Source organism: Mycobacterium sp. UM_WGJ, from assembly GCF_000455125.1.
GTDB lineage: Bacteria > Actinomycetota > Actinomycetes > Mycobacteriales > Mycobacteriaceae > Mycobacterium.
Map to the genome: position 1 here is coordinate 1 of NZ_AUWR01000035.1, position 26,174 is coordinate 26,174.

The window sequence follows — 26,174 nt, forward strand, 5'->3', positions numbered from 1 at the left end:
GCTAGGCGGCCGCGACAATCGTTCGAACATACGTTCGATTATAGCTGAATCCACTGACAAGATGTGGGCGAAGCAGGGCGAGGGGGTCTAGCTCAGCTCCCAGACCGCGGTGACGGTGAAGCTCACGGTCTGCTGGCCCGGCTCGACCGGGGGAGCGGCGGCCATCGCGCGGGGCATCGGCATCCCGACCGGCGTCGGCGGCGCCTCGCCGGCGATCTCGGAGATTGAGATCACCTGACCGAGCCGCAGGCCCGACAATTGGGCGTACTGCTCGGCGCGGTCCCTGGCGTCGTTGAAGGCCCGCTCCCGCGCGCCACGCACCAGCGCCGAATCGTCCTCGATGGAGTAGCTCACCCCGTTGATTCGGGTGGCGTCGCCGCCGGCTCGCACGATCACCGCCAGCACCTGGGAGGCTGAATCGCGCTCAACCTTGACCCGGATGGTGTTGGCGGCCCGGTAGCCGGTGATGTTGGCCGACCCGCTGGCGTCGGTATTGCTGTACTGCGGCTGCAGGCTCACCTGGGTGGTGCTGATGTCCTTGCGGTCCACGCCGGCATCCACCAGCGCGTCGATCACCGCTTGCTGACGCTCGCTGGTCTGGTTCATCGCGCTGGTGACATCTGCGGCGACGAACTCGATACCCGCCTCGGTGGTCAGCGTGTCGGGAACCCCCTGGACCTCGCCGGTGCCCACGACGGTCACCTGACGCGGTATGTCCGTCCCGCCACCGCCCGGCGCGGCATCGCAGCCGGCCATCGCGAGGGCGGCCACGCCGGCCAGGGCCGTCGTCATCGACCAGCGGAGAACCATCCGGGCACTGTGTGTCGGCATGCCTGGCACCCTATCGGAGTCGATGCAGACACCGGCGAAAAAGACTCATGCGGCACACTGAGGCGATGACCACCGCGCCGTCGCGAGTACTGTCCAACGCCATTGAGCCGTTCGCGGGCCAGGTGTACTTCTCCCCGGAGTGTCACCGCGGTTATGCGGCACTCGGTTTCGGCGCCAGCCCCGCAACAACCGGCGGGGTCGAAATGCCGGACGGGCCGGCCTACTTCTGTAGTCGCGGTTCCGCGCTGGGGCAGGCGCCCGGCGACGTGATCGCCGCGACATTCGGAGTGTTCAATCCGGCCGTGGTCGTTCCCGCAGTCGGCTACGGCTGGAAGCTGACCGACGCGCCGACCATTCGGGCGGCGCGCACCGAAGGCGCGGTGGCGCAGCTGCGCCGGGTCTTGGGGGCGGCCCCCGACGGCATCGAGCGCGCGGTGGAATTGCTGCGCGGCGCTACGGATGGCCTCTCGGTGGCGGGCAAGCCGCTGTTCGCCGGGCTGGTTGCCGGTGGGCTGGTCGGTGAGCCGCTGACCGATGCTTGGCTGCTGGCGGACCAGCTCCGCGAATTCCGCGGCGACGCACACATCAACGCCTGGGTCGCAGCGGGATTCGATGCGGTCGAGATCGGGCTGATCACCGAGCTCTATCGCGGATTCCCGCCGCGCACCTACGTCCGGTCCCGGGCGTGGAGTGATGAGCAACTGACCGCCGGTGAGGAGCGACTGGCCGAGCGTGGCCTGGCTCGTGACGGGGTGCTCAGCGATGCCGGGCGCGCCGCCCGCGAGGCGGTAGAGACCGCAACGGATGCGGCCTGTGCCCCCGTCGTCGCCCGTCTCGGCGACGACTTGGGCGAACTGGTCGAGCTGGTCGGCGGGTGGTCGAAGCAGCTGGTCGACGCCGGCGGCTTCCCGGCCTGAAGCCTAGGGCGTAACCAGGATCTTGCAGTGCCGGTCGGGGTCGGCCAGCTCATCGAAAGCGGTACCCACGCCGTCGAGTCCGACCTCGCCGGTGATCAGCGGAGCTACGTCGATCCGGCCCTCGGCGATGTCCCGCAGGGATGCGGCGAACTCCTCCGGCTTATAGGCCAGGACGAACTGCACGCTGATCTCCTTGGCGATGCCGAAGAACGGGTGCACGGTGTCGGGTTCCATGCACACTCCGGCCACCACCAGCCGGCTGCGCGCCGGCGCCCGCCGCAACACGTCGTCGATGATCCCCGGCACGCCGACCGCCTCGAAGATCACGTTCGGAGTGACGGCGTCGAACGGCGACCCCTGCGCAGGGTCGAGAGTGCGATGCGCGCCCATGATCGTGGCAAGGTCCCGCCGGGTGCTCGAATAATCAGCGGCCACAATGTCTTCCACCCCTGCGTTCCGCAAAGCTGCGACGATCGCCATCCCGATCGGTCCGCAGCCCAGCACCAGCGCAGTCTCGCCGGCCACGATGCCGGATCTGTTGACCGCATGCAGGCCCACGGCCATCGGCTCGGTCAGTGCGGCGTGGCGGGGATCCAGCCCGTTGGGGATCGGCACCAGCAGCGGAGCCGACAGCACCATCTTCTCGGCGTAGCCGCCCAATGTCGTGTTGGAGTAGACGATCGGTTCAATACCCTTGGCGGCCAACAAGACCGGGATGGAGGTGACCGGCGTTCCGGCGGGAAAGGTCTCGGTTCCCGGGCCGGCCTGCAGCACGGTTGCGCTGAACTCGTGGCCCATGAAGATGTCGGCGTCCAGGTCGACCGATGCCCGCGAGGACGGGCTGCCGGACATGGCCTGCGTCGCGGCCAGTACTTGCTCGCCATGTGAGGCGAAGTGCAGGTCAGACCCGCAGATGCCGCATGCCGTCACTGCGACGAGCACCTGGCCCGGACCCGGGGTCGGCTCCGGCACGTCGTCGCGGTAGATCATCCGCCCGTTGCGCAGCACCGCCGCGCGCATCACTGTGCACTATTCGTGTCGGGGGGCGCGGACTCGGCCACATGCTCGACGACGGCGTTCGTGATCGCCTCGCCGACCCGGCCGAACAACGTGTCGCGCATGCCCCGGGCCCACTCGTGTGATGCCCTGGGTGCGGTCAGTTGGCCCTTGAAGTGCGGAATCACCTTGCGGGCCAACAGCTCGTAGCTGTGATAGGTGGCCTCGGGTGAGGCCCAGTCGTGCCCCAGGAACAGCAAGGTGCCGAAGCCGCCGGAGCGCTCCAGCAGGCCGGTGATGTGTTCGATCGCGTCATCGGGGGTGCCGATGCAGCTACTCCCGGCAGAGGCGTAGGCCTCGACGAACTCGGTCGGCGTCTGCGGTGAGCCTTCGACTTCGCTGGCCAGCGGTACGAACCCGGCCGCGCCGAAGTAGTTCGCGAAATCCTGCAGCCCGTAGGTGCAGTCGGCGATCGCCTGCTCCCGGGTGTCGGCGATGTGCATGATGCTCAGCACCCGCCAGTCGTTGCGGTCCGGTTCGTCGCGCCCGGCTTTCGCGGCTTGATCGCGCACCACTTCCCAGGTGTTCTCCAGAGCCGCAAACCCGCCCGGCACCGACATCGACAGCGACAGCAGTGAGGTGCCCAGCGCGCCGGCCAACCGCGGCCCGGACGGCGAAATCATGGCGGCCGCGGACACTTCTGGGTACGGCCAGGTGTAGGGGCGAATGTGCAGGGACGCGTCACGCAGGGTGAACCAGTCCGAATGCCGGGTGATCAGCTCACCCGGCTCGGCTCGGAACAGCGCCAGGATCGCCTCCAGGGACTCCTGCATCATCCGGCGCTGTTCTACGGGATCGATGCCCATCATGTGGGCGTCGGTGGGCAGCGCGCCCGGTCCGGCGCCGAACATCACCCGGCCGCGAGTCAGGTGATCCAGCAGAACCCAACGGTCGGCCACCATCAACGGGTGGTGATACGGCAGCGAAACCACGCCGGTGCCCAGCCGGATGTGCTTGGTGCGCTCCGCGGCCGCGGCGATGAAGACCTCGGGACAGGCGATCAGTTCGTAGCCGCCCGAATGATGCTCCCCGAACCAGGCTTCATCGAAGCCTAGCCGGTCCAGCGCGACGACGCGCTCCAGGTCGTATTCCAATGCGACCGTGGGTGATTGACCCAACGCGTGAAACGGGGTGATGAAGACCCCGAAACGCAACGGCCGGGCGGTCACAGCTGCACCCCGCTCACGAATTCCAGCAGCTCCGCGTTGACCTCGTCGGGCCGCTCCTGCTGCAGCCAATGGCCGGCGCCGTCGATGATCACCTCGCGGTAGGGGCCGGTCACCAGCTCGGCGGCCCGATCGCGGCGGGTGAAGGCCAGCACCGGATCTGCCGATCCGGCGATGAACAGGGTGGGAATGTCGATGGTGGCGGCGGGTGGAGTGGTCATGATCTCCCAGTTGCGGTCGAGGTTGCGGTACCAGTTCAGTCCGCCGGTGAACCCGGTGCGGGTGAACTCGGCGACGTAGTGATCCAGTTCGTCGGCGCTGATCCAGTCCGGGCGCGCCGCCGGCTCGGCGAGTCGATCGATGAAGCCCATCGGCCCAGGCGCCGTCATCAGCAAAGCCGATTCGCGATCGCCTGGACTGAGGCTGCCCATCATCCGGCGCATGGTGCGGGCCGGATCGGAATCCAATTCCGCGTCGGCCACACCCGGCTGCTGAAAATAGAGCATGTAGAAAAAATTCTCGCCGAAGATATTGCGAAACGCCTCCGTCGGAGGAACCTGTGGGCGGGGCACCGGCGGCACACTGAGCCCCACCACGCCGGCCACCCGTTCCGGGTGCAGCTGCGCGGCGCTCCACACCACCGGGCCGCCCCAGTCGTGGCCGATCCAGATCGCACTCTGGGCGCCGACGTCGTCCAACAGCCCGACCAGGTCACCGGTGAGCAAGGCGATGTCATAGGCCGCGATTTCGTCCGGCCGTGACGAGCCGCCGTAGCCGCGCTGATCGGGGGCCAGAACGTGGAATCCCGCGTCGGCCAGCGCCGGAATCTGATGGCGCCACGAGAAGGCCAATTCGGGGAATCCGTGGGCCAGCAACACCACGGGGGCGCCACGCTCACCCGCCTCGGTGACCCGCAGGGTCACGCCATTGGTGTCGACAAAACGTTGAGTTGCTCGTTCGATTACGGGAGCCACCGTCACACCAAAGCACAACCGGGCCGCGATCGAACAGGGTTCCCGAGTCCGGCCAGGCAGGTTAACCGCAAGGGGCGGTAGCCTGAACATGCCCAGCTGCACGTATTGGAAGGATTTGGCCGCGTCCGGCCGATGTCTGATGAATCGCAAAAACGTGATCCGCACCGTAACCGCGATCGCAGTGGTGTTGCTGCTCGGTTGGTCGTTCTTCTATTTCAGCGATGACACCCGCGGATACAAGCCGGTCGACACCTCGGTGGCGGTGGCCCAGATCCACAGTGGCAACGTCAAAAGCGCGCAGCTCGACGACCGCGAGCAGCAGCTACGCCTGGTCCTGAAGACCCCGCTCACCAGCGTTGAGGCGACCGACAAAGCCGGCAAGGCGGGCAAGGCCGACAAGCCCGGCCGGTCCGAGAAGGTCGACAAGCTGATCACCAAGTACCCGACCGGGTACGCCGTTCCGCTCTATACCGCGCTGACGGCCAAGAAGGCCGAGATCAACACCGTGGTGAACCAGGGCAGCCTGCTCGGATCACTGCTGATCTACATGTTGCCGATGTTGCTGCTGATCGGCTTGTTCGTGATGTTCTCCCGGATGCAGGGCGGCGCGCGGATGGGCTTCGGTATGGGCAAATCCCGGGCCAAACAGCTGGGCAAGGACATGCCCAAGACCACCTTCGCCGACGTCGCCGGCGTGGACGAGGCGGTCGAGGAGCTCTACGAGATCAAGGACTTCCTGCAGAACCCGGGCCGCTACCAGGCACTGGGCGCCAAGATCCCCAAGGGCGTACTGCTCTACGGCCCGCCCGGTACCGGTAAGACGCTGCTGGCCCGTGCGGTTGCCGGTGAGGCGGGCGTGCCCTTCTTCACCATCTCCGGCTCGGACTTCGTGGAGATGTTCGTCGGTGTGGGCGCCTCCCGGGTGCGGGACCTGTTCGAGCAGGCCAAACAGAACAGCCCGTGCATCGTGTTCGTCGACGAGATCGACGCGGTCGGCCGCCAGCGCGGCGCCGGCATGGGCGGCGGGCACGACGAGCGTGAGCAGACCCTCAACCAGTTGCTGGTGGAGATGGACGGGTTCGGCGAGCGCGCCGGGGTCATCTTGATCGCGGCCACCAACCGGCCAGACATCCTCGACCCGGCGCTGCTGCGGCCCGGTCGGTTCGACCGTCAGATCCCGGTGACCAACCCCGACATCGCGGGGCGGCGGGCAGTGTTGCGGGTGCATTCGGCGGGCAAACCGATCGGCCCTGACGCTGATCTGGACGGGCTGGCCAAGCGCACCGTCGGCATGTCCGGCGCTGACCTGGCCAACGTGATCAACGAGGCGGCGCTGCTGACCGCTCGCGAGAACGGCACCGTGATCACCGGCGCGGCACTGGAAGAAGCGGTGGACCGGGTGATCGGCGGTCCGCGCCGTAAGAGCCGGATCATCAGCGAGCACGAGAAGAAGATCACCGCCTACCACGAGGGCGGACACACCTTGGCGGCCTGGGCGATGCCCGACATCGACCCGGTCTACAAGGTGACGATCCTGGCTCGCGGCCGCACCGGCGGGCACGCGGTGGCCGTGCCCGAGGAAGACAAGGGACTGCGCACTCGCTCGGAGATGATCGCCCAGCTGGTCTTCGCCATGGGCGGGCGCGCCGCCGAGGAACTGGTGTTCCGTGAGCCGACCACCGGTGCGGTCTCCGACATCGAGAAGGCCACCGCGGTGGCACGCGCCATGGTCACCGAGTACGGCATGAGTGCGAAGCTCGGTGCGGTTCGCTACGGCACCGACCACGGCGACCCCTTCGTCGGGCGTGCGATGGGCAGCCAGGCCGACTACTCCCACGAAGTGGCCCGCGACATCGACGACGAGGTCCGCAAACTGATCGAGGCCGCGCACACCGAGGCCTGGGAGATCCTGTCCGCATACCGTGACGTCCTCGACGTGCTCGCCGGCGAGCTGTTGGAGAAGGAGACGCTGCACCGCGCCGACCTGGAGAAGATCTTCGGCGACGTGACCAAGCGGCCCCGGCTGACGGCGTTCGACGACTTCGGTGGGCGAGTTCCATCCGACAAGCCGCCGATCAAGACCCCCGGTGAACTGGCCATCGAGCGGGGCGAGCCGTGGCCGCAGCCGAAGCCGGAGCCGGCGTTCAAGGCCGCCATCGCTCAGGCGTCGCGGGAGGCGGCGGCCCGGGCGGGTGAAAACGGCCCCAACGGCAGCAACGGTGTACCCGCCGGCGGTGAGGCGGGCACCCAGCCCGACTACGGCGCCCCGGCGGGCTGGCGCGCACCCGGTTGGCCGCCCTCGCAGCAGCAGGCGCAGCCCCCGCAACAGGGCGGCTACTGGTACCCGCCCCAGCACTGGCCGCAGGGTGGTTACCCGCCCGCCCAGCACTACCCGCCCTATCAGCACCAGCCTCAGCCGTACCCCGGCGCGGGCCAGCCGCCGGCACCGCCGGCACCGTCCGGTGAGGCAGACGGTGGTCACGGCACGGAGAACAACCGGTCCGAGCAGCCGTCGGGTGACTGAGAAAGCGGGGTCGACGATGACGTCGGCAATCTTCGATCAAGCGCGGGCCGAGGCCGCCGTGCGCGAGCTGCTGCTCGCCGTCGGCGAAGACCCCGACCGGGCGGGTCTACTCGACACCCCGGCGCGGGTCGCACGGGCCTATCAGGAGATGTTCGCCGGGCTCTACACCGACCCGGACGCGGTGCTGGAGACCACCTTCGACGAGCAGCACGAAGAGCTGGTGATCGTCAAAGAGATCCCGCTCTACTCCACCTGCGAGCACCACCTGGTGGCCTTTCACGGTGTCGCGCACGTCGGCTACATCCCCGGCTACGACGGCCGGATCACCGGTCTGTCCAAGCTGGCGCGGGTGGTCGACCTCTATGCGAAGCGCCCGCAGGTGCAGGAGCGGTTGACCGCGCAGGTCGCCGACGCCCTGATGCGCAAACTCAATCCGCGCGGAGTCATCGTGGTGGTCGAGGCCGAGCATCTCTGCATGGCAATGCGCGGAGTGCGTAAGCCCGGCGCGATCACCACCACGTCGGCGGTGCGCGGGCAGTTCAAAACCGACAGCACGTCGCGCGCTGAGGCCCTGGAACTCATTCGGCGCAAGTGAGCCCGACACGCGTGCTGGTCGTCGGGGTGGTCAACGTCACCGCCGATTCGTTCTCCGACGGCGGGCGCTACCTCAACGTCGATCGCGCCGTTGAGCACGGTCGCGAGCTCGCGGGCCAGGGTGCGGCGATCATCGACGTGGGGGGCGAATCGACCCGGCCGGGCGCGGTGCGCAGCGACCCGCGGGCGGAAGCGCGGCGAGTCATTCCAGTGGTGAAAGAACTTGCCGACCAAGGTATTACGGTCAGCATTGACACGATGAACGCCGCCGTCGCTGAAGCCGCGCTGGACGCCGGTGCCACGATCGTCAACGATGTGTCCGGCGGAGCGGCGGACCCCGCCATGGCTCCGCTGCTGGCCTCTTCGGGTGCCCGATGGGTGCTGATGCACTGGCGGCCGGTCGATCCCGACAATCCGCATCGGGTGCCGTGCTACGGCGACATCGCCGCCGAGGTTCGCCGGGATCTGCTCACCGCCGTCGACGCGGCGGTAGCCGCCGGTGTGGACCCAGCGCGGTTGATCATCGATCCCGGTCTGGGCTTCGCCAAGACCGCGCAACACAATTGGGCCCTGCTGCATGCGTTGCCGCAATTGGTCGACCTCGGCATGCCGGTGCTGGTCGGCGCGTCACGCAAGCGGTTTCTCGGTACGCTGCTGGCGAGCGCGGACGGCATGCCGCGGTCGCCCGACGAGCGCGAAACGGCGACCGCGGTGATATCGGCGTTGTCCGCGCTGCACGGCGCCTGGGGCGTGCGGGTGCACGATGTGCGGGCCTCGGTCGACGCGCTACGAGTCCTGGAAGCCTGGAGTCAAGGAGGCGCAAGCGATGACTGATCGGATCGAGTTGCGCGGCTTGAAGGTTCGCGGCAACCATGGGGTTTTCGCGCACGAGCGTGCCGACGGCCAGGACTTCGTCGTCGACATCACGGTCTGGATGGACCTCGCCGCCGCGGCGGCCAGCGACGACTTGGCCGACACCTACGACTACGGACAGCTCGCACAGCGCGCCGCGGATATCGTCGCGGGCCCGGCTCGCGATCTCATCGAGACCGTCGCCGCCGAGATCGCTGAGGAGGTGATGGGCGACGCGCGAGTGCAGGCCGTGGAGGTGACGCTGCACAAGCCGCACGCCCCGATCCCGCTCACCTTCGCCGACGTCGCGGTGGTGGCGCGGCGTTCGCGCACCGACCGGCGCGGCAAGGTGGTGCCGGCATGAGTCGCGCGGTTCTGTCGGTGGGATCCAACCTGGGGGACCGGTTGGCCCTGCTGCAGTCGGCAGTCGATGGCCTGGGCCCCGGGGTGCGCGCGGTATCGGGGGTGTACGAGACCGAAGCGTGGGGCGGAGTCGAACAGGGACCCTTCCTCAACGCCGTGCTGATCGTCGACGACCCCGCTGCCGACGGCGACGCCTGGCTGCGCCGAGCACATGAACTGGAGCAGGCCGCCGAACGCGTGCGCACTCAGCGCTGGGGGCCGCGGACCCTGGACGTCGACGTGATCAGCTGCCACGACCTGCAGGGGACGGAGGTGCTGTCCGACGACGACCGGCTGACCCTGCCCCATCCCCGAGCCCACCTGCGGGCGTTCGTACTGGTTCCCTGGCTATCGATCGAGCCGGAGGCGCGACTGACCGTAGCCGGCCGGCCGCGTGCGGTGACAGATCTGCTCGACGAGCTGGAGCCGGCGGAGCGTGCCGGAGTGGCGCTGACCGATTTGGTGCTGACGCTCTGATGGGCCCGACTCGAAAACGTGACGTGGCAGCCGCGGCGGCCGCGGTGGCCCTCATCAGCTATCTGGCGGTCCCATTGCTGTACCGATGGTTCCCGCCCATCACCGTGTGGACCGGGATATCGCTGCTGGCGGTCGCGATCGCCGAGGTGGCCTGGGGCCGCTACGTCGGGGCGAAGATCGACGACGGGCAGATCGGCGCCGGGGCCGGGCGGCTGCATCCGCTCGCGGTGGCGCGCACCGTGGTGGTTGCCAAGGCGTCGGCCTGGATGGGGGCGCTGGTGCTGGGCTTCTGGCTGGGTGTGCTCGGCTATCTGCTGCCGCGCCGGCCCACGCTGCAGGTCGCGGCCCAAGACACCGGCGGCGCAGTGGTCGCTGCGGCCAGTGCGCTGGCTCTGCTCATCGCCGCGCTGTGGCTGCAGAACCGCTGCAAGTCGCCGCACGATCCGGGCCAGCCCACCGAGCTGACCGGAAATCAACCCGGGTAAGAATCGCCGGAGCGGGGCGACACGCGGATTGACCTCGTACAGGTACAGTCGGGCAATGCGCGCCAGCAACAGTACGGGACATAGCGGCGAGGAGGGTGCGCCTCCCGCTTGCGGGGGAGAGCGGCGCAGATGAATTCGGTCCTGTCCCGCGCCCCGGGTCGGCGTGGAGTTCGCAGGCCGGGTTGGACATTGATGACGGCGCTGTTGATCCTCGCGATCGCCGCGAGTTCGGCGCTGGTGTTCACCAGTCGGGTGGAACTGCTCAAACTCGCCGTCATCATCGCGCTGTGGGCCGCGGTCGCGGCGGCGTTCGTCTCGGTGATCTACCGGCGGCAAAGCGATGTGGACCAGGCTCGGGCCCGAGACCTGAAGCTGGTCTACGACCTCCAACTGGATCGGGAGATTTCCGCACGGCGCGAATACGAGCTGACGGTGGAGTCCCAGCTGCGCCGCGAACTGGCCTCCGAACTGCGGGCACAGGCCGCCGACGAGGTCGCGGCATTGCGCGCCGAGTTGTCGGCCCTGCGCACCAACCTCGAGATCCTCTTCGACGCCGACCTGAACCATCGCCCGGCCCTCGAGCCCGAGCGCACCCCGGTCCGGGCCTACAGCGACTGGGCGCGCTCCGCTGAGCAACCCAACACCGGCGCCACCCGGGTCGCGTCGTCGACCACCACGAGCTACCCGCCGGACTCGGTCACCCAGACCGCGGAGAATCCGATCATCGACGTTCCCGAAGTGCGGATTCCGCCCGCCGGGAGTCCCTCGCCGCAGGCGCCGCAGACACCGCAGGCGCCGCACGCCGAGGGCCGTCGCGGTTCGCATCGCCGCAGCGCCGAGCCGCCCCGGCGGGCCCCCGAGGAGAACCCGCAGCCGCAACCGGCGGCCGCTCGCTGGGCGCAGCCGCCGCAGCCCTTCAGCGCGCCCGAACCGCGCCGCGAGCCGGAGCCGCCGCAGCCACCACCGGCTTCGCAGCCTCCTCCCTGGGCCGCAGCGCCGAGCCCGTCCTGGAAACCCGTTGGCGCCGAGGGCGAATGGCTTCCGCCGGGCGCACCGGGCAGCCACTGGTCCGCGGATGTTCCGGCGGATGCCGGGCGGCACGGCGTCCCCGAGCCGGGCCCCGAAGCGCCGAGCCGCCACGGTCGCCACTCCGGACCGGCCGAATCGGCCGCAGGTCCGGTGAACGGATCCGAACAGGCACGCCCCGAGGGAGGGGGTCGCCGGCGGGCGCGTTCTCGGCACGCGGCGGAGCCGGCCGGCGACCAGGTCCAGTCGACGCCGATCAGCCCGGCCCCACCGATAGTCACCGAACCGGCGGCGCAGGAGCCGGCAGCGCCGGCCCACGCCCGTTCGGACGCGGCCCGGCATTCCGCCGGCGCCGACGGGAGCGGCGACGGCCCCAGCACCGGCGGTCAGTCGGTGGCTGAACTGCTGGCCCGACTGCAGCCCGCCCCGACCGAAGGCCGTCGGCGGCGCCGCCGCGAGGACTGATCCGGGCTCAACTGCGACCAACGTCACTCGCAGCGCCGGGGCCGATCGGGATAGACTCACCGGCGACCGTCCGGTACCCGCAACGCGGGACTGGAACGAAAACCAAGAGAACCTGTGAGGTCGTCTGCATGGCGCAGTTCGACGGACTGCGGCCCGCCCGGCTCAAGGTCGGCGTCATCTCGGCCGGCCGCGTCGGCACCGCACTCGGTGTTGCGCTCGAGCGCGCCGAGCATGTCGTGGTGGCGTGCAGTGCGATCTCCGAGGAGTCGCGGCAGCGCGCCCAGCGCCGGCTGCCCGACAGCCTGATCCTGCCGGCACCCGATGTCGCCGCGGACGCGGAACTGCTGCTGCTCGCCGTCCCCGACACCGAGCTGGCCGGCATCGTGTCCGGTCTGGCTGCCACGGGCGCGGTGCGCGCCGGCACCATCGTGGTGCACACCTCCGGGGCCATCGGGGTCAGCGTGCTTGCGCCGCTGGGCGAGCAGGGGTGCCTGCCGCTGGCCATCCATCCCGCGATGACCTTCACCGGCTCGGATGAGGACATCGACCGGTTGTCGGAGAGCTGTTTCGGTATCACCGCTGCCGACGAGATCGGCTTCGCCATCGCCGAGGCACTGACCCTTGAGATCGGCGCTGAGCCGTTCCGGGTCGAGGAATCCGCCCGCACCCTCTACCATGCCGCGCTCTGCCACGGCGGAAACCACGTGGTCACCGTGATCGACGATGCCCTGGCGGCGTTGCGCGCGGCATTGCCGAGACCGCTCGGCTCGACCGTGGCCGACGACCCCGACGGCATCGCCGAGCGGGTGCTCGGACCGCTGGTGCGCGCCGCGCTGGCCAACACCCTGCGGGACGGCCGGGCCGCGCTGACCGGGCCGGTGGCCCGCGGCGACTCGGCCACCCTGGCCCGGCACCTGCGGGCGCTGGCCGCCGTGAGCCCCGACCTGGCCGAGGCCTATCGCACCAACGCACTGCGCACCGCGCACCGCGCCGGTGCCGCCGACGATGTGCTGGAGGTGCTGGCCCGATGAACTCGAACACTGGCCGGGGCCCGCAGCCCACCTTCACCGCCGGCGGGTTCAACGTCTATGAGCGGCCTGACGATGTCGCCCGGGTCAGCCGCGCGCTGCGGTCGACCGGTCGTCGGGTGATGTTGGTGCCCACCATGGGCGCCCTGCACGAGGGTCACTTGTCGCTGGTTCGCGCGGCGCAGCGGGTGCCGGGTTCAGTGGTCGCGGTGTCGATCTTCGTCAATCCGCTGCAGTTCGGTGCCGGAGAAGACCTCGACGCCTACCCGCGCACCCTGGACAGCGACCTGGCCGCGCTGCGCGCCGCCGGGGTGGACCTGGTTTTCACGCCGGCTGCCGCGGCCATGTACCCGAACGGTCCGCGCACCGCCGTGCACCCGGGACCGCTGGGCACCGAACTCGAAGGGGCCGCGCGCCCGACTCACTTCGCCGGCATGCTCACCGTGGTCGCCAAATTGCTGTCGATCGTCAACCCTGACCGGGTGTTCTTGGGGGAGAAGGACTATCAACAGCTGGTTCTGGTGCGCCAGATGGTCACCGACCTCAACCTTGGCGTGACGGTGGTGGGCGTTCCCACCGTGCGCGAAGCCGACGGTCTGGCGATGTCGTCGCGCAACCGCTACCTCGATCCCGCGCAGCGCGAAGCCGCGACGGCCCTGTCGGCCGCCCTGGCTGCCGGTGAGCGCGCGGCTGCGGCCGGCGCCCAAGCCGCCCTGGACGCCGCCGCCGCGGTGTTGTCCGCGGTGGAGGACGTCGACGTCGACTATCTGGAGGTTCGCGGCGTCGACCTCGGCCCGGCGCCCGCCGACGGGTCCGGCCGGCTGTTGATCGCCGCCCGGGTGGGCACCACCCGACTGCTCGACAACGCGGCGATCACGCTGGGAGCTCCCGCCGACGCCGAGGTGGCTTTAGCCGGTTCGGAGGCCGGTTCAGATGGATATCACGTCTCAACCCGGAGGAATTGATGTTTCGGACGATGCTCAAGTCGAAGATCCACCGCGCCACGGTCACTCATGCTGACCTGCACTATGTCGGCTCGGTGACCATCGATGCGGATCTGATGGACGCCGCGGACCTGTTCGAGGGTGAGCAGGTCACAATCGTCGACATCGACAACGGTGCCCGACTGGTCACCTACGCCATCACCGGCGAGCGGGGCAGTGGTGTCATCGGGATCAACGGTGCGGCAGCGCATCTGGTGCACCCCGGCGACCTGGTCATCCTGATCGCCTACGGCACCATGGAGGACGCCGAGGCGCGCCGCTACCGGCCCCGGATCGTGTTCGTCGACGCCGACAACAAGCAGGTGGACCTCGGTGACGACCCGGCCTTCGTGCCCGATGACGTCTCGGATCTGTCCCCCACAAGTGGGAGGTACCCCCACTCGCCCCGGATGAGGGTGCACTAACCGTGCTGCTGGCGATCGACGTCCGCAACACCCACACCGTCATCGGCCTGATCTCCGGTTCCGGTGACAACGCAAACGTTGTGCAGCAGTGGCGGATTCGGACCGAGGCGGAGATCACCGCCGACGAGCTGGCACTGACCCTGGATGGACTCATCGGCGACGACGGCGAACAACTCACCGGTGCCGCCGCGCTGTCCACCGTCCCGTCGGTACTACACGAAGTTCGGCTGATGCTCGACCAGTACTGGCCGTCGGTGCCAGCCGTGTTGATCGAGCCCGGCGTGCGCACCGGGATTCCGCTGCTGGTGGACAACCCCAAAGAAGTGGGGGCTGACCGGATCGTCAACGGGCTGGCCGCGTTTCACAAGTTCAAGACGGCGGCGATCGTCGTCGACTTCGGTTCGTCGATCTGCGTCGACGTGGTATCGGCCAAGGGGGAGTTCCTGGGCGGTGCCATCGCGCCCGGCGTCCAGATCTCATCGGACGCCGCCGCTGCCCGCTCCGCCGGCCTGCGCCGGGTCGAGCTCACCCGGCCCCGTTCGGTGATCGGCAAGAACACCGTCGAATGCATGCAGGCCGGCGCGGTCTACGGGTTCGCCGGGCTGGTCGACGGTCTGGTTCGCCGGGTTCGCGAGGAGGCGGCGGGCGCCGGCGATGACGTGACCGTGGTGGCCACCGGCCACTCCGCACCGCTGTTGCTGGCCGATCTGCAGACCGTCGACCATCACGACGCCAATCTCACCCTGGACGGGCTGCGGCTGGTGTTCGAGCGCAACCGGGACAGTCAGCGGGGCAGGCTCCGCCCGGCGCGCTGAGCGCCGCCCGGCTTTTCGTTCTGTAGCCCCTGTTCCTCTAAGCTGGCGGGTCGTGAGCTCCGCCGACGTTTCCCCCGCCACGCAGGACGAATCCGACCTCCCTGAGCAGTTCCGGATCCGCCGCGACAAGCGGGCTCGGTTGCTGGCCGAAGGCCGCGACCCCTACCCCGTGGCGGTGGACCGCACCCACTCGCTCGCCCAGATCCGGGCCGCTTACCCCGACCTGGTTGCCGACACCGCCACCGGTGACGTCGTCGGCGTCGCGGGGCGGGTGGTATTCGCCCGCAACTCGGGCAAATTGTGCTTCGCCACCCTGCAGGAGGGCGACGGCACCCAGCTTCAGGTGATGATCAGCCTCGCCAGTGTCGGGGAGCAGGAGCTTGAGGCGTGGAAGGCCGATGTCGACCTCGGTGACATCGTCTACGTGCGCGGCGAGGTGATCAGCTCCCGCCGCGGCGAGTTGTCGGTGTTGGCCGATTCCTGGCAGATGGCCTCCAAGTCATTGCGTCCGCTGCCGGTAGCGCACAAGGAGATGAGCGAGGAGTCGCGCGTTCGACAGCGCTACGTCGACCTGATCGTGCGGCCGGAGGCGCGTACGGTGGCCCGCCAGCGCATTGCGGTCATTCGCGCCGTGCGAAACGCGCTTGAGCGTCGCGGGTTTCTCGAGGTCGAAACGCCGATGCTGCAGACGTTGGCAGGTGGAGCGGCCGCCCGTCCTTTCGTAACCCATTCGAACGCCCTTGACGCGGACCTTTTCCTGAGAATCGCACCAGAACTGTTCCTGAAACGGTGCGTGGTCGGCGGGTTCGACCGGGTCTTCGAACTGAATCGGGTCTTCCGGAATGAAGGCGCCGATTCCACGCATTCGCCGGAGTTTTCGATGCTGGAGACCTACCAGGCCTACGGCACCTATGACGACTCGGCAGTGGCTACCCGCGAGATTATTCAAGAGGTCGCCGATGAGGTGATCGGAACCCGGCAACTGCCGCTGCCTGATGGCAGCATCTATGACATTGACGGCGAATGGGCGACGGTGGAAATGTATCCGTCGCTGTCGGCCGCGCTCGCCGAAGAGATCACCCCCGCGACCTCGGTGGCCGACCTGTGGGCTATCGCGGATCGACTCGGCGTGGAGATTCCCAAAGACCGCGGTTACGGTCACGGCAAACTCGTCGAAGAACTCTGGGAACATGCTGTCGGTCAGGATCTGAACGCCCCGACATTTGTTCGGGATTTCCCGGTCGAGACGACGCCGCTGACCCGCCAGCACCGCAGCATCGACGGTGTCACCGAGAAGTGGGATCTCTATATGCGCGGCGTCGAACTCGCTACCGGATATTCCGAGCTCATCGACCCGGTGGTGCAGCGCGACCGCTTCGCCGAACAGGCCCGTGCGGCAGCCGCGGGTGATGACGAGGCGATGGCGCTCGACGAGGACTTCCTGGCGGCGATGGAACATGCGATGCCGCCCTGCACCGGCACCGGAATGGGTATCGACCGCCTGTTGATGGTTTTGACGGGTCTATCAATTAGAGACACCGTTTTGTTTCCGATTGTTCGCCGTCAAGGCAACTGAACTGCGCCGTAGCCTGTTGTGTTGAAGCAGGCGTATTTTTATGGCAGATTAGTCGACGAGGTCGAATACGGCTGGCGCACCGATTGCGCGCACGAAAGCTAACCAAGGGGTACCAATGGCGAAAAAAGTGACCGTCACCTTGATCGATGATTTCGATGGTGAGGGTGCCGCCGACGAAACGGTCGAATTCGGCCTGGACGGGGTGACCTACGAGATCGACCTTTCGAGCAAGAATGCTACAAAACTTCGTGCCGAACTGAAGAAGTGGGCTGACGCGGGTCGTCGGGTCGGAGGGCGCCGGCGTGGCCGCTCCGGTGGCGGTCGCCGTGGCACCATCGACCGCGAACAGAGCGCCGCCATCCGCGAATGGGCCCGCCGTAACGGGCACAATGTGTCCACCCGCGGGCGCATCCCGGCCGACATCATCGACGCGTTTCACGCCGCCACCTAGGCCTGCTGGAACCAGTTAGGTTTCGCTGCTGGCGAACCCGGCGCCCGTCGGAACACATTCGGTGGGTCCAGACGTTGGTCCCTTGCATCCGGTGCCAGGTCTTTCGGGACGGGCCATCGGATGGTCGATTCAGTACGCACTGCAAGGCAGGTCACAGCGCGCTGCGCCGCCCACTAGAGTGGACAGCAGGCACGCCGGCCGAGCCGAGGCCGATCAAGTGCCGATCGCGAGGGAGAGCAGGTAGCCACCGATGTTCGAGAGATTTACCGACCGCGCCCGCAGGGTCGTCGTCCTGGCTCAAGAAGAGGCCCGGATGCTCAACCACAACTACATCGGGACCGAGCACATCCTGCTGGGCCTGATCCACGAGGGCGAAGGTGTAGCCGCCAAGTCGCTGGAGTCCCTGGGCATCTCTTTGGAAGGGGTGCGCAGCCAGGTCGAGGAGATCATCGGCCAGGGCCAGCAGGCGCCGTCCGGGCACATCCCGTTCACCCCGCGTGCCAAGAAGGTGCTCGAGCTGAGCCTGCGTGAGGCGCTGCAGCTCGGCCACAACTACATCGGCACCGAGCACATTCTGCTCGGCCTGATCCGCGAGGGTGAGGGCGTCGCCGCCCAGGTTCTGGTGAAGCTGGGTGCTGACCTGACCCGGGTTCGCCAGCAGGTGATTCAGCTGCTGAGTGGCTACCAGGGCAAGGAGACCGCGGAGGCCGGTACCGGCGGACGGGGCGGCGAGTCCGGTTCCCCGTCCACCTCGCTGGTGCTCGACCAGTTCGGTCGCAACCTGACGGCGGCCGCCATGGAGGGCAAGCTCGACCCCGTCATCGGCCGCGAGAAGGAAATCGAGCGGGTCATGCAGGTGTTGAGCCGGCGCACCAAGAACAACCCGGTGCTGATCGGTGAGCCCGGAGTCGGCAAGACCGCTGTGGTCGAGGGTCTGGCGCAGGCCATCGTGGCCGGCGAGGTCCCCGAGACGCTGAAGGACAAGCAGCTCTACACCCTGGATCTGGGGTCGCTGGTGGCCGGCAGCCGTTACCGCGGTGACTTCGAGGAGCGCCTGAAGAAGGTGCTCAAAGAGATCAACACTCGCGGCGACATCATCCTGTTCATCGACGAGTTGCACACCCTGGTGGGTGCCGGAGCGGCCGAGGGCGCGATCGACGCGGCCTCGATCCTCAAGCCGAAGCTGGCTCGCGGTGAACTGCAGACCATCGGCGCCACGACTCTCGACGAGTACCGCAAGTACATCGAGAAGGACGCCGCCCTGGAGCGCCGGTTCCAGCCGGTGCAGGTCGGTGAACCCACCGTCGAGCACACCATAGAGATCCTCAAGGGTCTGCGGGACCGCTACGAGGCCCACCACCGGGTCTCGATCAGCGACTCGGCGATCGTGGCGGCGGCCACCCTGGCCGACCGCTACATCAACGACCGGTTCCTGCCGGACAAGGCGATCGACCTGATCGACGAGGCCGGCGCCCGGATGCGAATCCGCCGGATGACCGCGCCGCCGGACCTGCGTGAGTTCGACGAGAAGATCGCCGACGCACGCCGCGAGAAGGAGTCCGCGATCGACGCGCAGGACTTCGAGAAGGCGGCCAGCCTGCGCGACCGGGAGAAGCAGCTCGTCGCGCAGCGCGCTGAGCGGGAAAAGCAGTGGCGCTCCGGGGATCTGGACGTGGTGGCCGAGGTCGACGATGAGCAGATCGCCGAGGTGCTGGGCAACTGGACCGGTATCCCGGTGTTCAAGCTCACCGAGGCCGAGACCACTCGCCTGCTGCGCATGGAAGACGAGCTGCACAAGCGGATCATCGGCCAGGGGGACGCCGTCAAGGCGGTCTCGAGGGCGATCCGGCGTACTCGCGCCGGGTTGAAGGACCCCAAGCGGCCGTCGGGCTCGTTCATCTTCGCCGGCCCGTCCGGTGTCGGTAAGACCGAGCTGTCCAAGGCGCTGGCCGAGTTCCTGTTCGGCGACGACGACGCGCTCATCCAGATCGACATGGGCGAGTTCCACGACCGATTCACCGCCTCAAGGCTGTTCGGTGCCCCTCCGGGCTACGTCGGCTACGAAGAGGGCGGTCAGCTGACCGAGAAGGTGCGGCGCAAGCCGTTCTCGGTGGTGCTGTTCGACGAGATCGAGAAGGCCCACGCCGAGATCTACAACAGCCTGTTGCAGGTTCTCGAGGACGGTCGGCTCACCGACGGGCAGGGTCGCACGGTGGACTTCAAGAACTGCGTGTTGATCTTCACCTCCAACCTGGGCACCTCCGACATCTCCAAGGCGGTCGGACTGGGCTTCACCCAGGGCGGCGGGGACAACAATTACGAGCGGATGAAGCTCAAGGTCAACGACGAGCTCAAGAAGCACTTCCGCCCGGAGTTCCTGAACCGCATCGATGACATCATCGTCTTCCACCAGCTCAGCAAGGAAGAGATCATCGAGATGGTCGATCTGATGATCGGTCGGGTGGCCAAGCAGCTCAAGGCCAAGGACATGGACATCGCGCTGACCGACAGGGCCAAGTCACTGCTGGCCAAGCGCGGCTTCGACCCGGTGCTGGGGGCGCGCCCGCTGCGGCGCACCATCCAGCGCGAGATCGAAGACCAGCTCTCGGAGAAGATCCTGTTCGAAGAGTTGGGTCCTGGTCAGCTGGTCACCGTCGATGTGGAGAACTGGGACGGCGAGGGTGCGCATGAGAACGCGGTGTTCACCTTCGCCGGCAGCCAGAAGCCGGCTGAGGAGTCGGCCGACCTGGCCAAGGCCGGCGCACCGACCGCGGAATAATTGCCGAGTAGTCGCGAAAGCCCGCCTTTTCCGTAAGGAATTGGGGGCTTTCGCGACTGCCCGCTGCTAGTGCTGCGTTGGCAGCAGGCCGAACGCCTGCTTGGCGACCTGCAGCATCCAGCTGCCGACGCTCTTGCCGTGATCACGCGGCCAATTGAGCTGGAAGCTGACCACCCACGGCTGACCGCCTCGGTCGACGGCGTACCAGCTGAAGGTCAGATCGCCAGGAAGGCCGCCGGCTTTGGCGCCGATATAGGGCCAGTCGGCACGCGGCAGATCGATGCCACGTACCGCCGACAGGATCTCCCGGACCGGTGCTGCCTTGCCCACCGCAGCGCTCTGCAGGGCGACATGTACCCGGCAGATGTCCTCGGCGCTGCCGTACCACTCGGCGCCGTAGGCGGACGCCGGGATGTGCGCGCGAATCGGGTCCGGCTCATAGGGCCGGGAATCGGCTTGCTTCAGCAGCTTTGCCCGTTCCTGCGGTGAGCCGTGCTGCCACTGCTCGCGCAGATCGGGCTTGCCCCAGCCCACCGAGAACAGTTCGTACATGGTGGGAAACGGCGTCATGCTGGCCGGGTCGTGGTGACCGGCCGCGGCCAGGGCACGCTCGACCGCTCGGGTGCCCACCCGGCCGATGAGCAGATCGGTGGCCATGTTGTCGCTGGTGGCGATCATCTTCTCGGCCGCCCTGCGCACCGAGACATGGGCGCCGTCGGGCAGCTCCTCCAAGCCGGACGAGCCGACCGCCTTGGCCCGGGCGGTGATGGTCAGCGGGTCGTCCCACGACAACGTCCCGGCCGTCACCTCGTTGGCCACCGCCAACAGCACATACAACTTGAAGATCGATGCCAGCGGCAGGGATTGGGTGGTGTTGGCGCCGGCGATCGGCTCACAGAGGCCACCTTCGATCCGCGACGCCTGGTAGGAGTAGCGTGCGCCGGTCTTGTTCAGCACCGCATCGAGGTCGTGCCAGGAGCCGATGGTCGGAGCCTCGGTGGTCGGTTTGAACAGGTCCACCATGCCGTTGTCGTCGGTGCGAAGCCTGATGTCTTGGCGGGCACCGTACGAGGTGGTCAGGTGCAGGGTCGCCGCGCCGGCTCGAATGTCGACGCTGTCGAGGTGAAACGGCCGGTCCCACCACAGCGATTCCATGGTCGCGACCACCTGCTCGACCTTGTCCGGTGCGGCCAGGGTCGCCACCCCGATCGGACCGATCGGCCAATCGGAGTTCAGCATGTCCATGGTCTGCTTAGCGCGCAGGCCCGGCGGAGTCTTGGTCGAAATCGTCACGCCGCTGTCGGAACCGGCGTCGGCGGGAGATGCCGGTGAAGGAGCGCAGCCGGCGGCTGCACCGGCGGCAAGGGGAACCAGGGTCAGTGCGGTCGTCCATGCCGCCAGGTGGCGCCACACGGGGCTATGCCTGTGCGGCGGTTCCGGCGACGTCAAGCACGACCTCGAACTCCAGCAACGATGCTCCGGTCGCCACCGGCTTGGCCCGCTGCCCGGCGTGAGCCTCGACGGCTGGTCCCTGTGCCCAGGCCTGGAACGCTTCGTCGGACTCCCAGTGCGTCACGACGAAGTAGCGGTCGTCGCCCTTGACGGGGCGCAGCAGCTGGAAGCCAAGAAAACCGGGCTGGTTCTCCACCGCGTGCGCGCGATTTGCGAACCGTTTCTCCAGTTCGGGCCCGGCGTCGGCGGGCACCTCGATTGCATTGATCTTCACCACTGACATGGGCCTAGGCTACCGTGCCCCGGGTGGGGATCGCGTCGACGGAGCTGCTGACCTACCGCGGGGGACACGGGGCGCCGCTGGTGCTGGTCCACGGATTGATGGGCCGTGGCACCACCTGGCCGCGGCAACTGCCGTGGCTGACCAGGCTGGGTGCCGTCTACACCTACGACGCCCCCTGGCATCGCGGTCGTGAGGTCGCCGACCCACATCCGATCTCCACCGAACGCTTCGTCGCCGACCTGGCCGTCGCCGTCGAGCAGTTGCCCGGCCCGGTGCGGCTGATCGGTCATTCGATGGGCGGATTGCACTCGTGGTGCCTGGCCGCCCGGCATCCCGAGCTCATCTCCGCGCTGGTGGTCGAGGACATGGCGCCGGACTTCCGGGGCCGCACCACCGGTCCGTGGGAGCCGTGGGTGCATGCCCTGCCCATCGAGTTCCCCAGTGCCGAGCAGGTGGTCGCCGAATTCGGTGATATCGCCGGGCGGTACTTCCTGGAAGCCTTCGACCGCACCGAGACCGGGTGGCGGCTGCACGGCCGGCCTGAGTGGTGGTTGCGGATCGCCGCCGAGTGGGGCACTCGCGACTACTGGGAGCAGTGGCTGAACGTGCGCTGCGAAACGTTGTTGATCGAGGCCGGCAACTCGGTGACCCCGCCGGGGCAGATGCGCGAAATGCACCGTCTCGGGGTCGACAGCACCTATCTGCACGTCCCCGATGCGGGCCACCTGGTGCACGACGAGGCGCCCCAGATCTACCGCGAAGCCGTCGAGTCGTTCCTGTCCTGACCGGGCAGCGCGAAGCGGCCGTCGGCGAGCTGCTCCACCAGGCCGTCGCCCAGCAGTGAGGTCAGGGCGCGTTCGCGTTGCACCGCGTCTACCGGCCAAGCCAGGTCAAGGTCGGCGCGTGTCACCGCAACGGCGTTGTCCCGCAAGACATCCAGTAGTCGCCCGCGGGCCTGACGATCGGTGCCGGCATAGCGTTGAGCCGGCCTTTTGGGGCCGGTGCCTGGCGGCGAACCGGCAAGCCGCCAGCTGCAGCTGTGTTGCAGCGGGCAGCCGTCACAGCGTGGCGATCGCGCGGTGCACACGATGGCGCCCAACTCCATCAGCGCCGCGGAAAACCTGGCGGCCCGGTCGGGCTCGGGCAGCAGGGCGGCCACATCGGCGTTGTCGCGCTTGGTCGAGGGGGCTGCGGCGTCAGCCTGACCGTGTACGGCGCGCGCCACCACCCGGCGCACATTGGTGTCCACCACCGGAACGGGCTTTCGGTAGGCGAAGCAGGCGACGGCGCGTGCCGTGTAGTTGCCGATCCCGGGTAGCTGCTCCAGGGTGTCGACGTCGTCGGGGACCGTATCGGCGAAGTCGCGGGCGATCACGGTGGCGCATTCGTGGAGCCGTTTGGCGCGGCGGGGGTAACCGAGCTTGCCCCAGGCCCGCAGTACATCGGCCTGAGTCGCGGCAGCCGTGGTCGATGGCGTGGGCCAGCGTGCTACCCAGTCCGGCCAGATCGGCAGCACTCGCGAAACCGGGGTCTGTTGCAGCATGAACTCACTGACCAGGATCTGCCACGGCGTGACATCGCCTGCCCGCCAGGGCAGATCACGTTCAGCGGCCGCGAACCAGTTGAACAGCTGGTGAAATTCGATCCTGGGGGCGCTCTGCGAGCGATTCACAGGCAGAATGTCGGGCATGCCCAATTCAAACCCGATCTCAGCGTGGAAAGCACTCAAGGAGGGTAACGAGCGCTTCGTCGCGGGCGAGCCCAGCCATCCCAGCCAGGATGTCGCGCGGCGCGCTGCCCTGGCCGGCGGCCAGAAGCCCACTGCGGTGGTGTTCGGCTGCGGGGACAGCCGGGTGGCCGCCGAGATCATCTTCGACCAGGGGCTCGGCGACATGTTCGTGGTCCGCACCGCCGGCCACGTCATCGACTCGGCGGTGCTGGGCTCGATCGAGTTCGGTGTGGCGGTGCTCGACGTACCGCTGATCGTCGTCCTGGGCCACGACAGCTGCGGTGCGGTCAAGGCCACTTTGACCGCCCTCGACGAAGGCGTGGTGCCGGGCGGCTATCTGCGTGACATCGTCGAACGGGTGACGCCGTCGATCTTGGTGGGCCGCCGCGATGGCCTCACCAGTGTCGACGAGTTCGAGACCCGCCACGTCAACGAGACCGTGACGCAATTGGCTGCGCGCTCGACGGTCATCGCCGACCAGATCAAGGCAGGGACGTTGGCGATCGTCGGCGCCACCTACCACCTGGCCGACGGCCGAGTGCAGGCCCGCGAGCACCTCGGCGATATCGGCGATTACGGCGCCGAATAGTCCCCGAAGGTCACAACGCGGCTACGACACGCCGGGACGGGTCGAACAACTCGCGGTGAGGTCGTCCTACCGTGGATGCGTGCTCGATTTGGAACCGCAGGGTCCGCTGCCTTCGCAGATCTACTGGCGACGACGTGGCCTCGCGCTGGGCATTGCGCTCATCGTGATTGCAGTCGTGTCGGCCATCATTTTCGGCGTCGTTCACGGCAGCAACGCCGGTGCCGACAATGCCGACGGGAAGAAGTCCACCGCCGCGCAGCACGCCAAGCCACAGAACCCCTCGCCTGAAGAGGTCAAGACGCCTGTGGTGGCTCCTGCGGAGCAGGCGCCACCACAGGTGCCGACCCCGACCGCCGCGGTGACGCCACCGCCGGTGCTCAAGGAAGGCGACGACTGTCCCGACTCGACCCTGGCGGTCAAGGGTCTGACCGGCCCGCAGTACACGGTGGGTGAGCAGCCGCAGTTCACCATGGTGGTCACCAACATCGGCTTGGTGGCCTGCAAGCGGGACGTGGGTGCCGCGGTATTGGCTGCCTACGTCTACTCGCTGGACAACCAGCGGCTGTGGTCGAACCTGGACTGCGCGCCGTCCAACGAGACCCTGGTGAAGACCTTCGACCCCGGCGAGCAGGTCACCACCACGGTGACCTGGACCGGAATGGGCTCGGCACCGCAGTGCCCGTTGCCGCGGCAACCGATCGGACCGGGGACCTACAACCTCGTCGTCCAACTCGGCAACCTGAGATCCGCGACGGTTCCGTTCATGCTTATCGAGCCCTCGCAGGACGTCCCGCCGCCGGGGCAGGACGTGCCCCCGCCGGACGCGCCGCCGCCGGGTAACTAGACCGCCGTCAGGCCCGGTCCAGTAGCTGCGGCGGTGCCACATGACCGCCGCGCCGGTCGGCGATCTGGACCAGGTGGTGCAGCGCGGCAACGATGTTGGCGGCCGGCACCGTACGCAGGCCACCCACGGTTGCCGGAGCACCCGGGGGAGTCAACGCGGTGGTGAATCCGAGCCGGGCCGCCTCGGCGAGCCGCCGGTCCATCCCGCTGACCGGGCGCAGGTCACCTGCGAGGCCTACTTCGCCCAGCACCACGGTGGTCGCCGGCAGCGGCAGATCCGCATAGGCCGATGCCAGCGCGATGGCGACAGCCAGATCCGTAGACGGATCAGTCAAACGCATACCGCCCACCGTGGACAGGTAGATGTCGCCGGCCGCGATCGGAAGCTCGGCGTGTTTGTCCAGCACGGCGGTGATCATCGCGGCCCGGGCGTGGTCGATGCCGCTGACTGCCCGGCGCGGCGAGCCGCCCGCCGGTTTGGCCAGCAGCGCCTGCACTTCGCCGATCAGCGGGCGCTTGCCGTCCAGTGCGACGGTGATCGCGGTGCCGGGCACCGGCTCGCTGCGCTGCTCCAGGAACAGCCCGGACGGGTCGGCGATTCCCTCGATGCCGTCATCACGGAGCAGGAAACAGCCCACCTCGTCGGTAGCGCCGAAACGATTCTTGACCGCCCGCACCATCCGCAGCACCGAGTTGCGGTCACCCTCGAAGTGCAGCACCACGTCGACGAGGTGCTCCAGTGAACGTGGGCCCGCGATCGCGCCGTCCTTGGTCACGTGCCCGACCAGGACCAGCGCCACATCGGCGCTCTTGGCGGCCGCGGTCAGCGCGGCCGTCACGGCCCGCACCTGGGTGACCCCGCCCGCCACGCCGTCGGTGTCAGCGGCAGCCACAGTCTGCACCGAATCGACCACCACCAGGGTGGGCCGTACCGCCTCGATGTGGCCCAGCACCGTCTGCAGGTCAGATTCGGAGGCCAGGTAGATCTCGTCGTGGGTGCATCCGGTGCGCTCGGCGCGCAGCCGGATCTGCCCCGCGGACTCCTCCCCGGAGACGTACAGCGCCCGGCGCCCGGCCAGCGCCCAGCGGTGAACAACCTCAAGCAGCAGTGTCGATTTGCCGACCCCGGGATCGCCGGCCAAGAGGGTGACCGAGCCGGGGACCACCCCGCCGCCCAACACCCGGTCGAGTTCGGTGACGCCGGTCGGCGCCGGTCGTGCGCGACCGGCCTCGATGGAGCTGATCGGCACCGCCGGCCGGGCCGGTGTCGCCGGCCGTAGCCCACCTGCCGGTGCTGCCGCTTCGCCTACCGGGTCGATGCCGCCCCAGCTGCCGCACTCCGGACAGCGGCCCAGCCACTTGGCGGTGGTGTTGCCGCATTCCGAACAGCGAAAGAGCGAACGTGCCTTGGCCACTCGGCGACCGTATCGCCTGGGTCCGACAGTGCCTGCC

At 68.3% G+C, this 26,174-nt stretch carries 26 protein-coding genes; 18 read left to right on the forward strand and 8 right to left on the reverse strand.

The annotated features are described in order from the left end of the window. Positions 1-87 precede the first annotated feature (87 nt). Positions 88-831 (reverse strand): SIMPL domain-containing protein, encoded by a 744-nt coding sequence (locus N416_RS0112005; RefSeq protein ID WP_024442349.1) that lies wholly within the window; start codon positions 829-831, stop codon positions 88-90. A 65-nt stretch (positions 832-896) separates the two neighbouring features. Between N416_RS0112005 and N416_RS0112010 the strand changes: the two genes are divergently transcribed. Next, complete coding sequence (locus N416_RS0112010) at positions 897-1,748, forward strand: hypothetical protein (protein ID WP_024442350.1); 852 nt, start codon at positions 897-899, stop codon at positions 1,746-1,748. 3 nt (positions 1,749-1,751) lie between these two features. Here the strand turns inward: N416_RS0112010 and N416_RS0112015 are convergent, their stop codons facing one another. From N416_RS0112015 to N416_RS0112025, 3 genes are read right to left on the reverse strand one after another with little or no spacing between them, the layout of a single operon-like run. Beyond that, entirely contained in the window at positions 1,752-2,768 is a 1,017-nt protein-coding gene (locus tag N416_RS0112015; RefSeq protein ID WP_024442351.1) for a zinc-binding dehydrogenase, read from the reverse strand. After that, a complete protein-coding gene (locus N416_RS0112020) occupies positions 2,768-3,973 on the reverse strand; it encodes an LLM class flavin-dependent oxidoreductase (RefSeq protein WP_024442352.1) in 1,206 nt (401 codons plus the stop codon). Before N416_RS0112020 ends, N416_RS0112015 begins: the two co-directional genes overlap by 1 nt. Next, positions 3,970-4,944, reverse strand: a complete 975-nt coding sequence (locus N416_RS0112025) for an alpha/beta fold hydrolase (protein ID WP_036457819.1) — start codon at positions 4,942-4,944, stop codon at positions 3,970-3,972. Before N416_RS0112025 ends, N416_RS0112020 begins: the two co-directional genes overlap by 4 nt. A 139-nt stretch (positions 4,945-5,083) precedes the next feature. Here N416_RS0112025 and ftsH point away from each other — a divergent pair, with 139 nt between their 5' ends. The 14 genes from ftsH (at position 5,084) to clpC1 (ending at position 19,826) form a co-directional block, all read left to right on the forward strand. Beyond that, the gene (gene ftsH, locus N416_RS0112030) at positions 5,084-7,468 is read left to right on the forward strand and encodes an ATP-dependent zinc metalloprotease FtsH (protein WP_024442354.1); all 2,385 of its coding nucleotides are present in this window, start codon (positions 5,084-5,086) and stop codon (positions 7,466-7,468) included. A 16-nt stretch (positions 7,469-7,484) separates the two neighbouring features. Next, a complete protein-coding gene (gene folE / locus N416_RS0112035; RefSeq protein ID WP_036457797.1) occupies positions 7,485-8,063 on the forward strand; it encodes a GTP cyclohydrolase I FolE in 579 nt (192 codons plus the stop codon). Then, entirely contained in the window at positions 8,060-8,896 is an 837-nt protein-coding gene (folP, locus tag N416_RS0112040) for a dihydropteroate synthase (protein ID WP_024442356.1), read from the forward strand. Before folE ends, folP begins: the two co-directional genes overlap by 4 nt. After that, positions 8,889-9,278 carry a dihydroneopterin aldolase gene (gene folB / locus N416_RS0112045; protein ID WP_024442357.1) on the forward strand — a complete coding sequence of 130 codons (390 nt, stop codon included), beginning with the start codon at positions 8,889-8,891 and terminating at the stop codon, positions 9,276-9,278. The genes folP and folB overlap by 8 nt, the downstream gene beginning before the upstream one ends. Continuing rightward, a complete protein-coding gene (gene folK, locus N416_RS0112050; protein ID WP_024442358.1) occupies positions 9,275-9,793 on the forward strand; it encodes a 2-amino-4-hydroxy-6-hydroxymethyldihydropteridine diphosphokinase in 519 nt (172 codons plus the stop codon). Before folB ends, folK begins: the two co-directional genes overlap by 4 nt. Beyond that, positions 9,793-10,278 (forward strand): DUF3180 domain-containing protein, encoded by a 486-nt coding sequence (locus N416_RS0112055; protein WP_024442359.1) that lies wholly within the window; start codon positions 9,793-9,795, stop codon positions 10,276-10,278. Before folK ends, N416_RS0112055 begins: the two co-directional genes overlap by 1 nt. Positions 10,279-10,470: 192 nt before the next feature. Next, on the forward strand, positions 10,471-11,769 hold the full coding sequence (locus N416_RS0112060) for a DUF6779 domain-containing protein (RefSeq protein WP_024442360.1): 1,299 nt from the start codon (positions 10,471-10,473) through the stop codon (positions 11,767-11,769). 128 nt (positions 11,770-11,897) lie between these two features. Beyond that, the gene (locus N416_RS0112065; RefSeq protein WP_024442361.1) at positions 11,898-12,800 is read left to right on the forward strand and encodes a Rossmann-like and DUF2520 domain-containing protein; all 903 of its coding nucleotides are present in this window, start codon (positions 11,898-11,900) and stop codon (positions 12,798-12,800) included. After that, a complete protein-coding gene (gene panC / locus N416_RS0112070) occupies positions 12,797-13,762 on the forward strand; it encodes a pantoate--beta-alanine ligase (protein WP_024442362.1) in 966 nt (321 codons plus the stop codon). Before N416_RS0112065 ends, panC begins: the two co-directional genes overlap by 4 nt. Then, on the forward strand, positions 13,762-14,205 hold the full coding sequence (gene panD, locus N416_RS0112075) for an aspartate 1-decarboxylase (protein ID WP_024442363.1): 444 nt from the start codon (positions 13,762-13,764) through the stop codon (positions 14,203-14,205). Before panC ends, panD begins: the two co-directional genes overlap by 1 nt. A gap of 2 nt (positions 14,206-14,207) precedes the next feature. Next, positions 14,208-15,020 (forward strand): type III pantothenate kinase, encoded by an 813-nt coding sequence (locus tag N416_RS0112080; protein WP_024442364.1) that lies wholly within the window; start codon positions 14,208-14,210, stop codon positions 15,018-15,020. Positions 15,021-15,072: 52 nt separating this feature from the next. Continuing rightward, the gene (lysS, locus tag N416_RS0112085) at positions 15,073-16,596 is read left to right on the forward strand and encodes a lysine--tRNA ligase (RefSeq protein WP_024442365.1); all 1,524 of its coding nucleotides are present in this window, start codon (positions 15,073-15,075) and stop codon (positions 16,594-16,596) included. Between the two features lie 115 nt (positions 16,597-16,711). Then, on the forward strand, positions 16,712-17,047 hold the full coding sequence (lsr2, locus tag N416_RS0112090; protein ID WP_024442366.1) for a histone-like nucleoid-structuring protein Lsr2: 336 nt from the start codon (positions 16,712-16,714) through the stop codon (positions 17,045-17,047). Positions 17,048-17,297: 250 nt separating this feature from the next. Then, complete coding sequence (gene clpC1 / locus N416_RS0112095; protein WP_024442367.1) at positions 17,298-19,826, forward strand: ATP-dependent protease ATP-binding subunit ClpC; 2,529 nt, start codon at positions 17,298-17,300, stop codon at positions 19,824-19,826. A gap of 66 nt (positions 19,827-19,892) precedes the next feature. Here the strand turns inward: clpC1 and N416_RS0112100 are convergent, their stop codons facing one another. Together N416_RS0112100 and mhuD are read right to left on the reverse strand one after the other, a co-directional pair. Next, on the reverse strand, positions 19,893-21,275 hold the full coding sequence (locus tag N416_RS0112100) for a serine hydrolase (protein WP_369797600.1): 1,383 nt from the start codon (positions 21,273-21,275) through the stop codon (positions 19,893-19,895). Further along, the gene (gene mhuD, locus N416_RS0112105) at positions 21,244-21,561 is read right to left on the reverse strand and encodes a mycobilin-forming heme oxygenase MhuD (RefSeq protein ID WP_024442369.1); all 318 of its coding nucleotides are present in this window, start codon (positions 21,559-21,561) and stop codon (positions 21,244-21,246) included. The genes N416_RS0112100 and mhuD overlap by 32 nt, the downstream gene beginning before the upstream one ends. 23 nt (positions 21,562-21,584) lie before the next feature. On the opposite strand from mhuD, the gene N416_RS0112110 reads away from it, so the two are divergent. Beyond that, positions 21,585-22,346: an alpha/beta fold hydrolase gene (locus tag N416_RS0112110; RefSeq protein ID WP_255341883.1), complete on the forward strand. Its 762-nt coding sequence runs from the start codon at positions 21,585-21,587 to the stop codon at positions 22,344-22,346. On the opposite strand, the gene N416_RS0112115 is transcribed toward N416_RS0112110, so the two are convergent. Further along, a complete protein-coding gene (locus N416_RS0112115) occupies positions 22,313-23,251 on the reverse strand; it encodes an A/G-specific adenine glycosylase (RefSeq protein WP_024442371.1) in 939 nt (312 codons plus the stop codon). The genes N416_RS0112110 and N416_RS0112115 overlap by 34 nt on opposite strands. On the opposite strand from N416_RS0112115, the gene N416_RS0112120 reads away from it, so the two are divergent. Together N416_RS0112120 and N416_RS0112125 are read left to right on the forward strand one after the other, a co-directional pair. Beyond that, complete coding sequence (locus N416_RS0112120) at positions 23,250-23,879, forward strand: carbonic anhydrase (protein WP_024442372.1); 630 nt, start codon at positions 23,250-23,252, stop codon at positions 23,877-23,879. The genes N416_RS0112115 and N416_RS0112120 overlap by 2 nt on opposite strands. A 79-nt stretch (positions 23,880-23,958) precedes the next feature. Then, positions 23,959-24,723 carry a hypothetical protein gene (locus tag N416_RS0112125; RefSeq protein WP_024442373.1) on the forward strand — a complete coding sequence of 255 codons (765 nt, stop codon included), beginning with the start codon at positions 23,959-23,961 and terminating at the stop codon, positions 24,721-24,723. 7 nt (positions 24,724-24,730) lie between these two features. On the opposite strand, the gene radA is transcribed toward N416_RS0112125, so the two are convergent. Next, a complete protein-coding gene (gene radA / locus N416_RS0112130; RefSeq protein ID WP_024442374.1) occupies positions 24,731-26,137 on the reverse strand; it encodes a DNA repair protein RadA in 1,407 nt (468 codons plus the stop codon). Positions 26,138-26,174 lie beyond the last annotated feature (37 nt).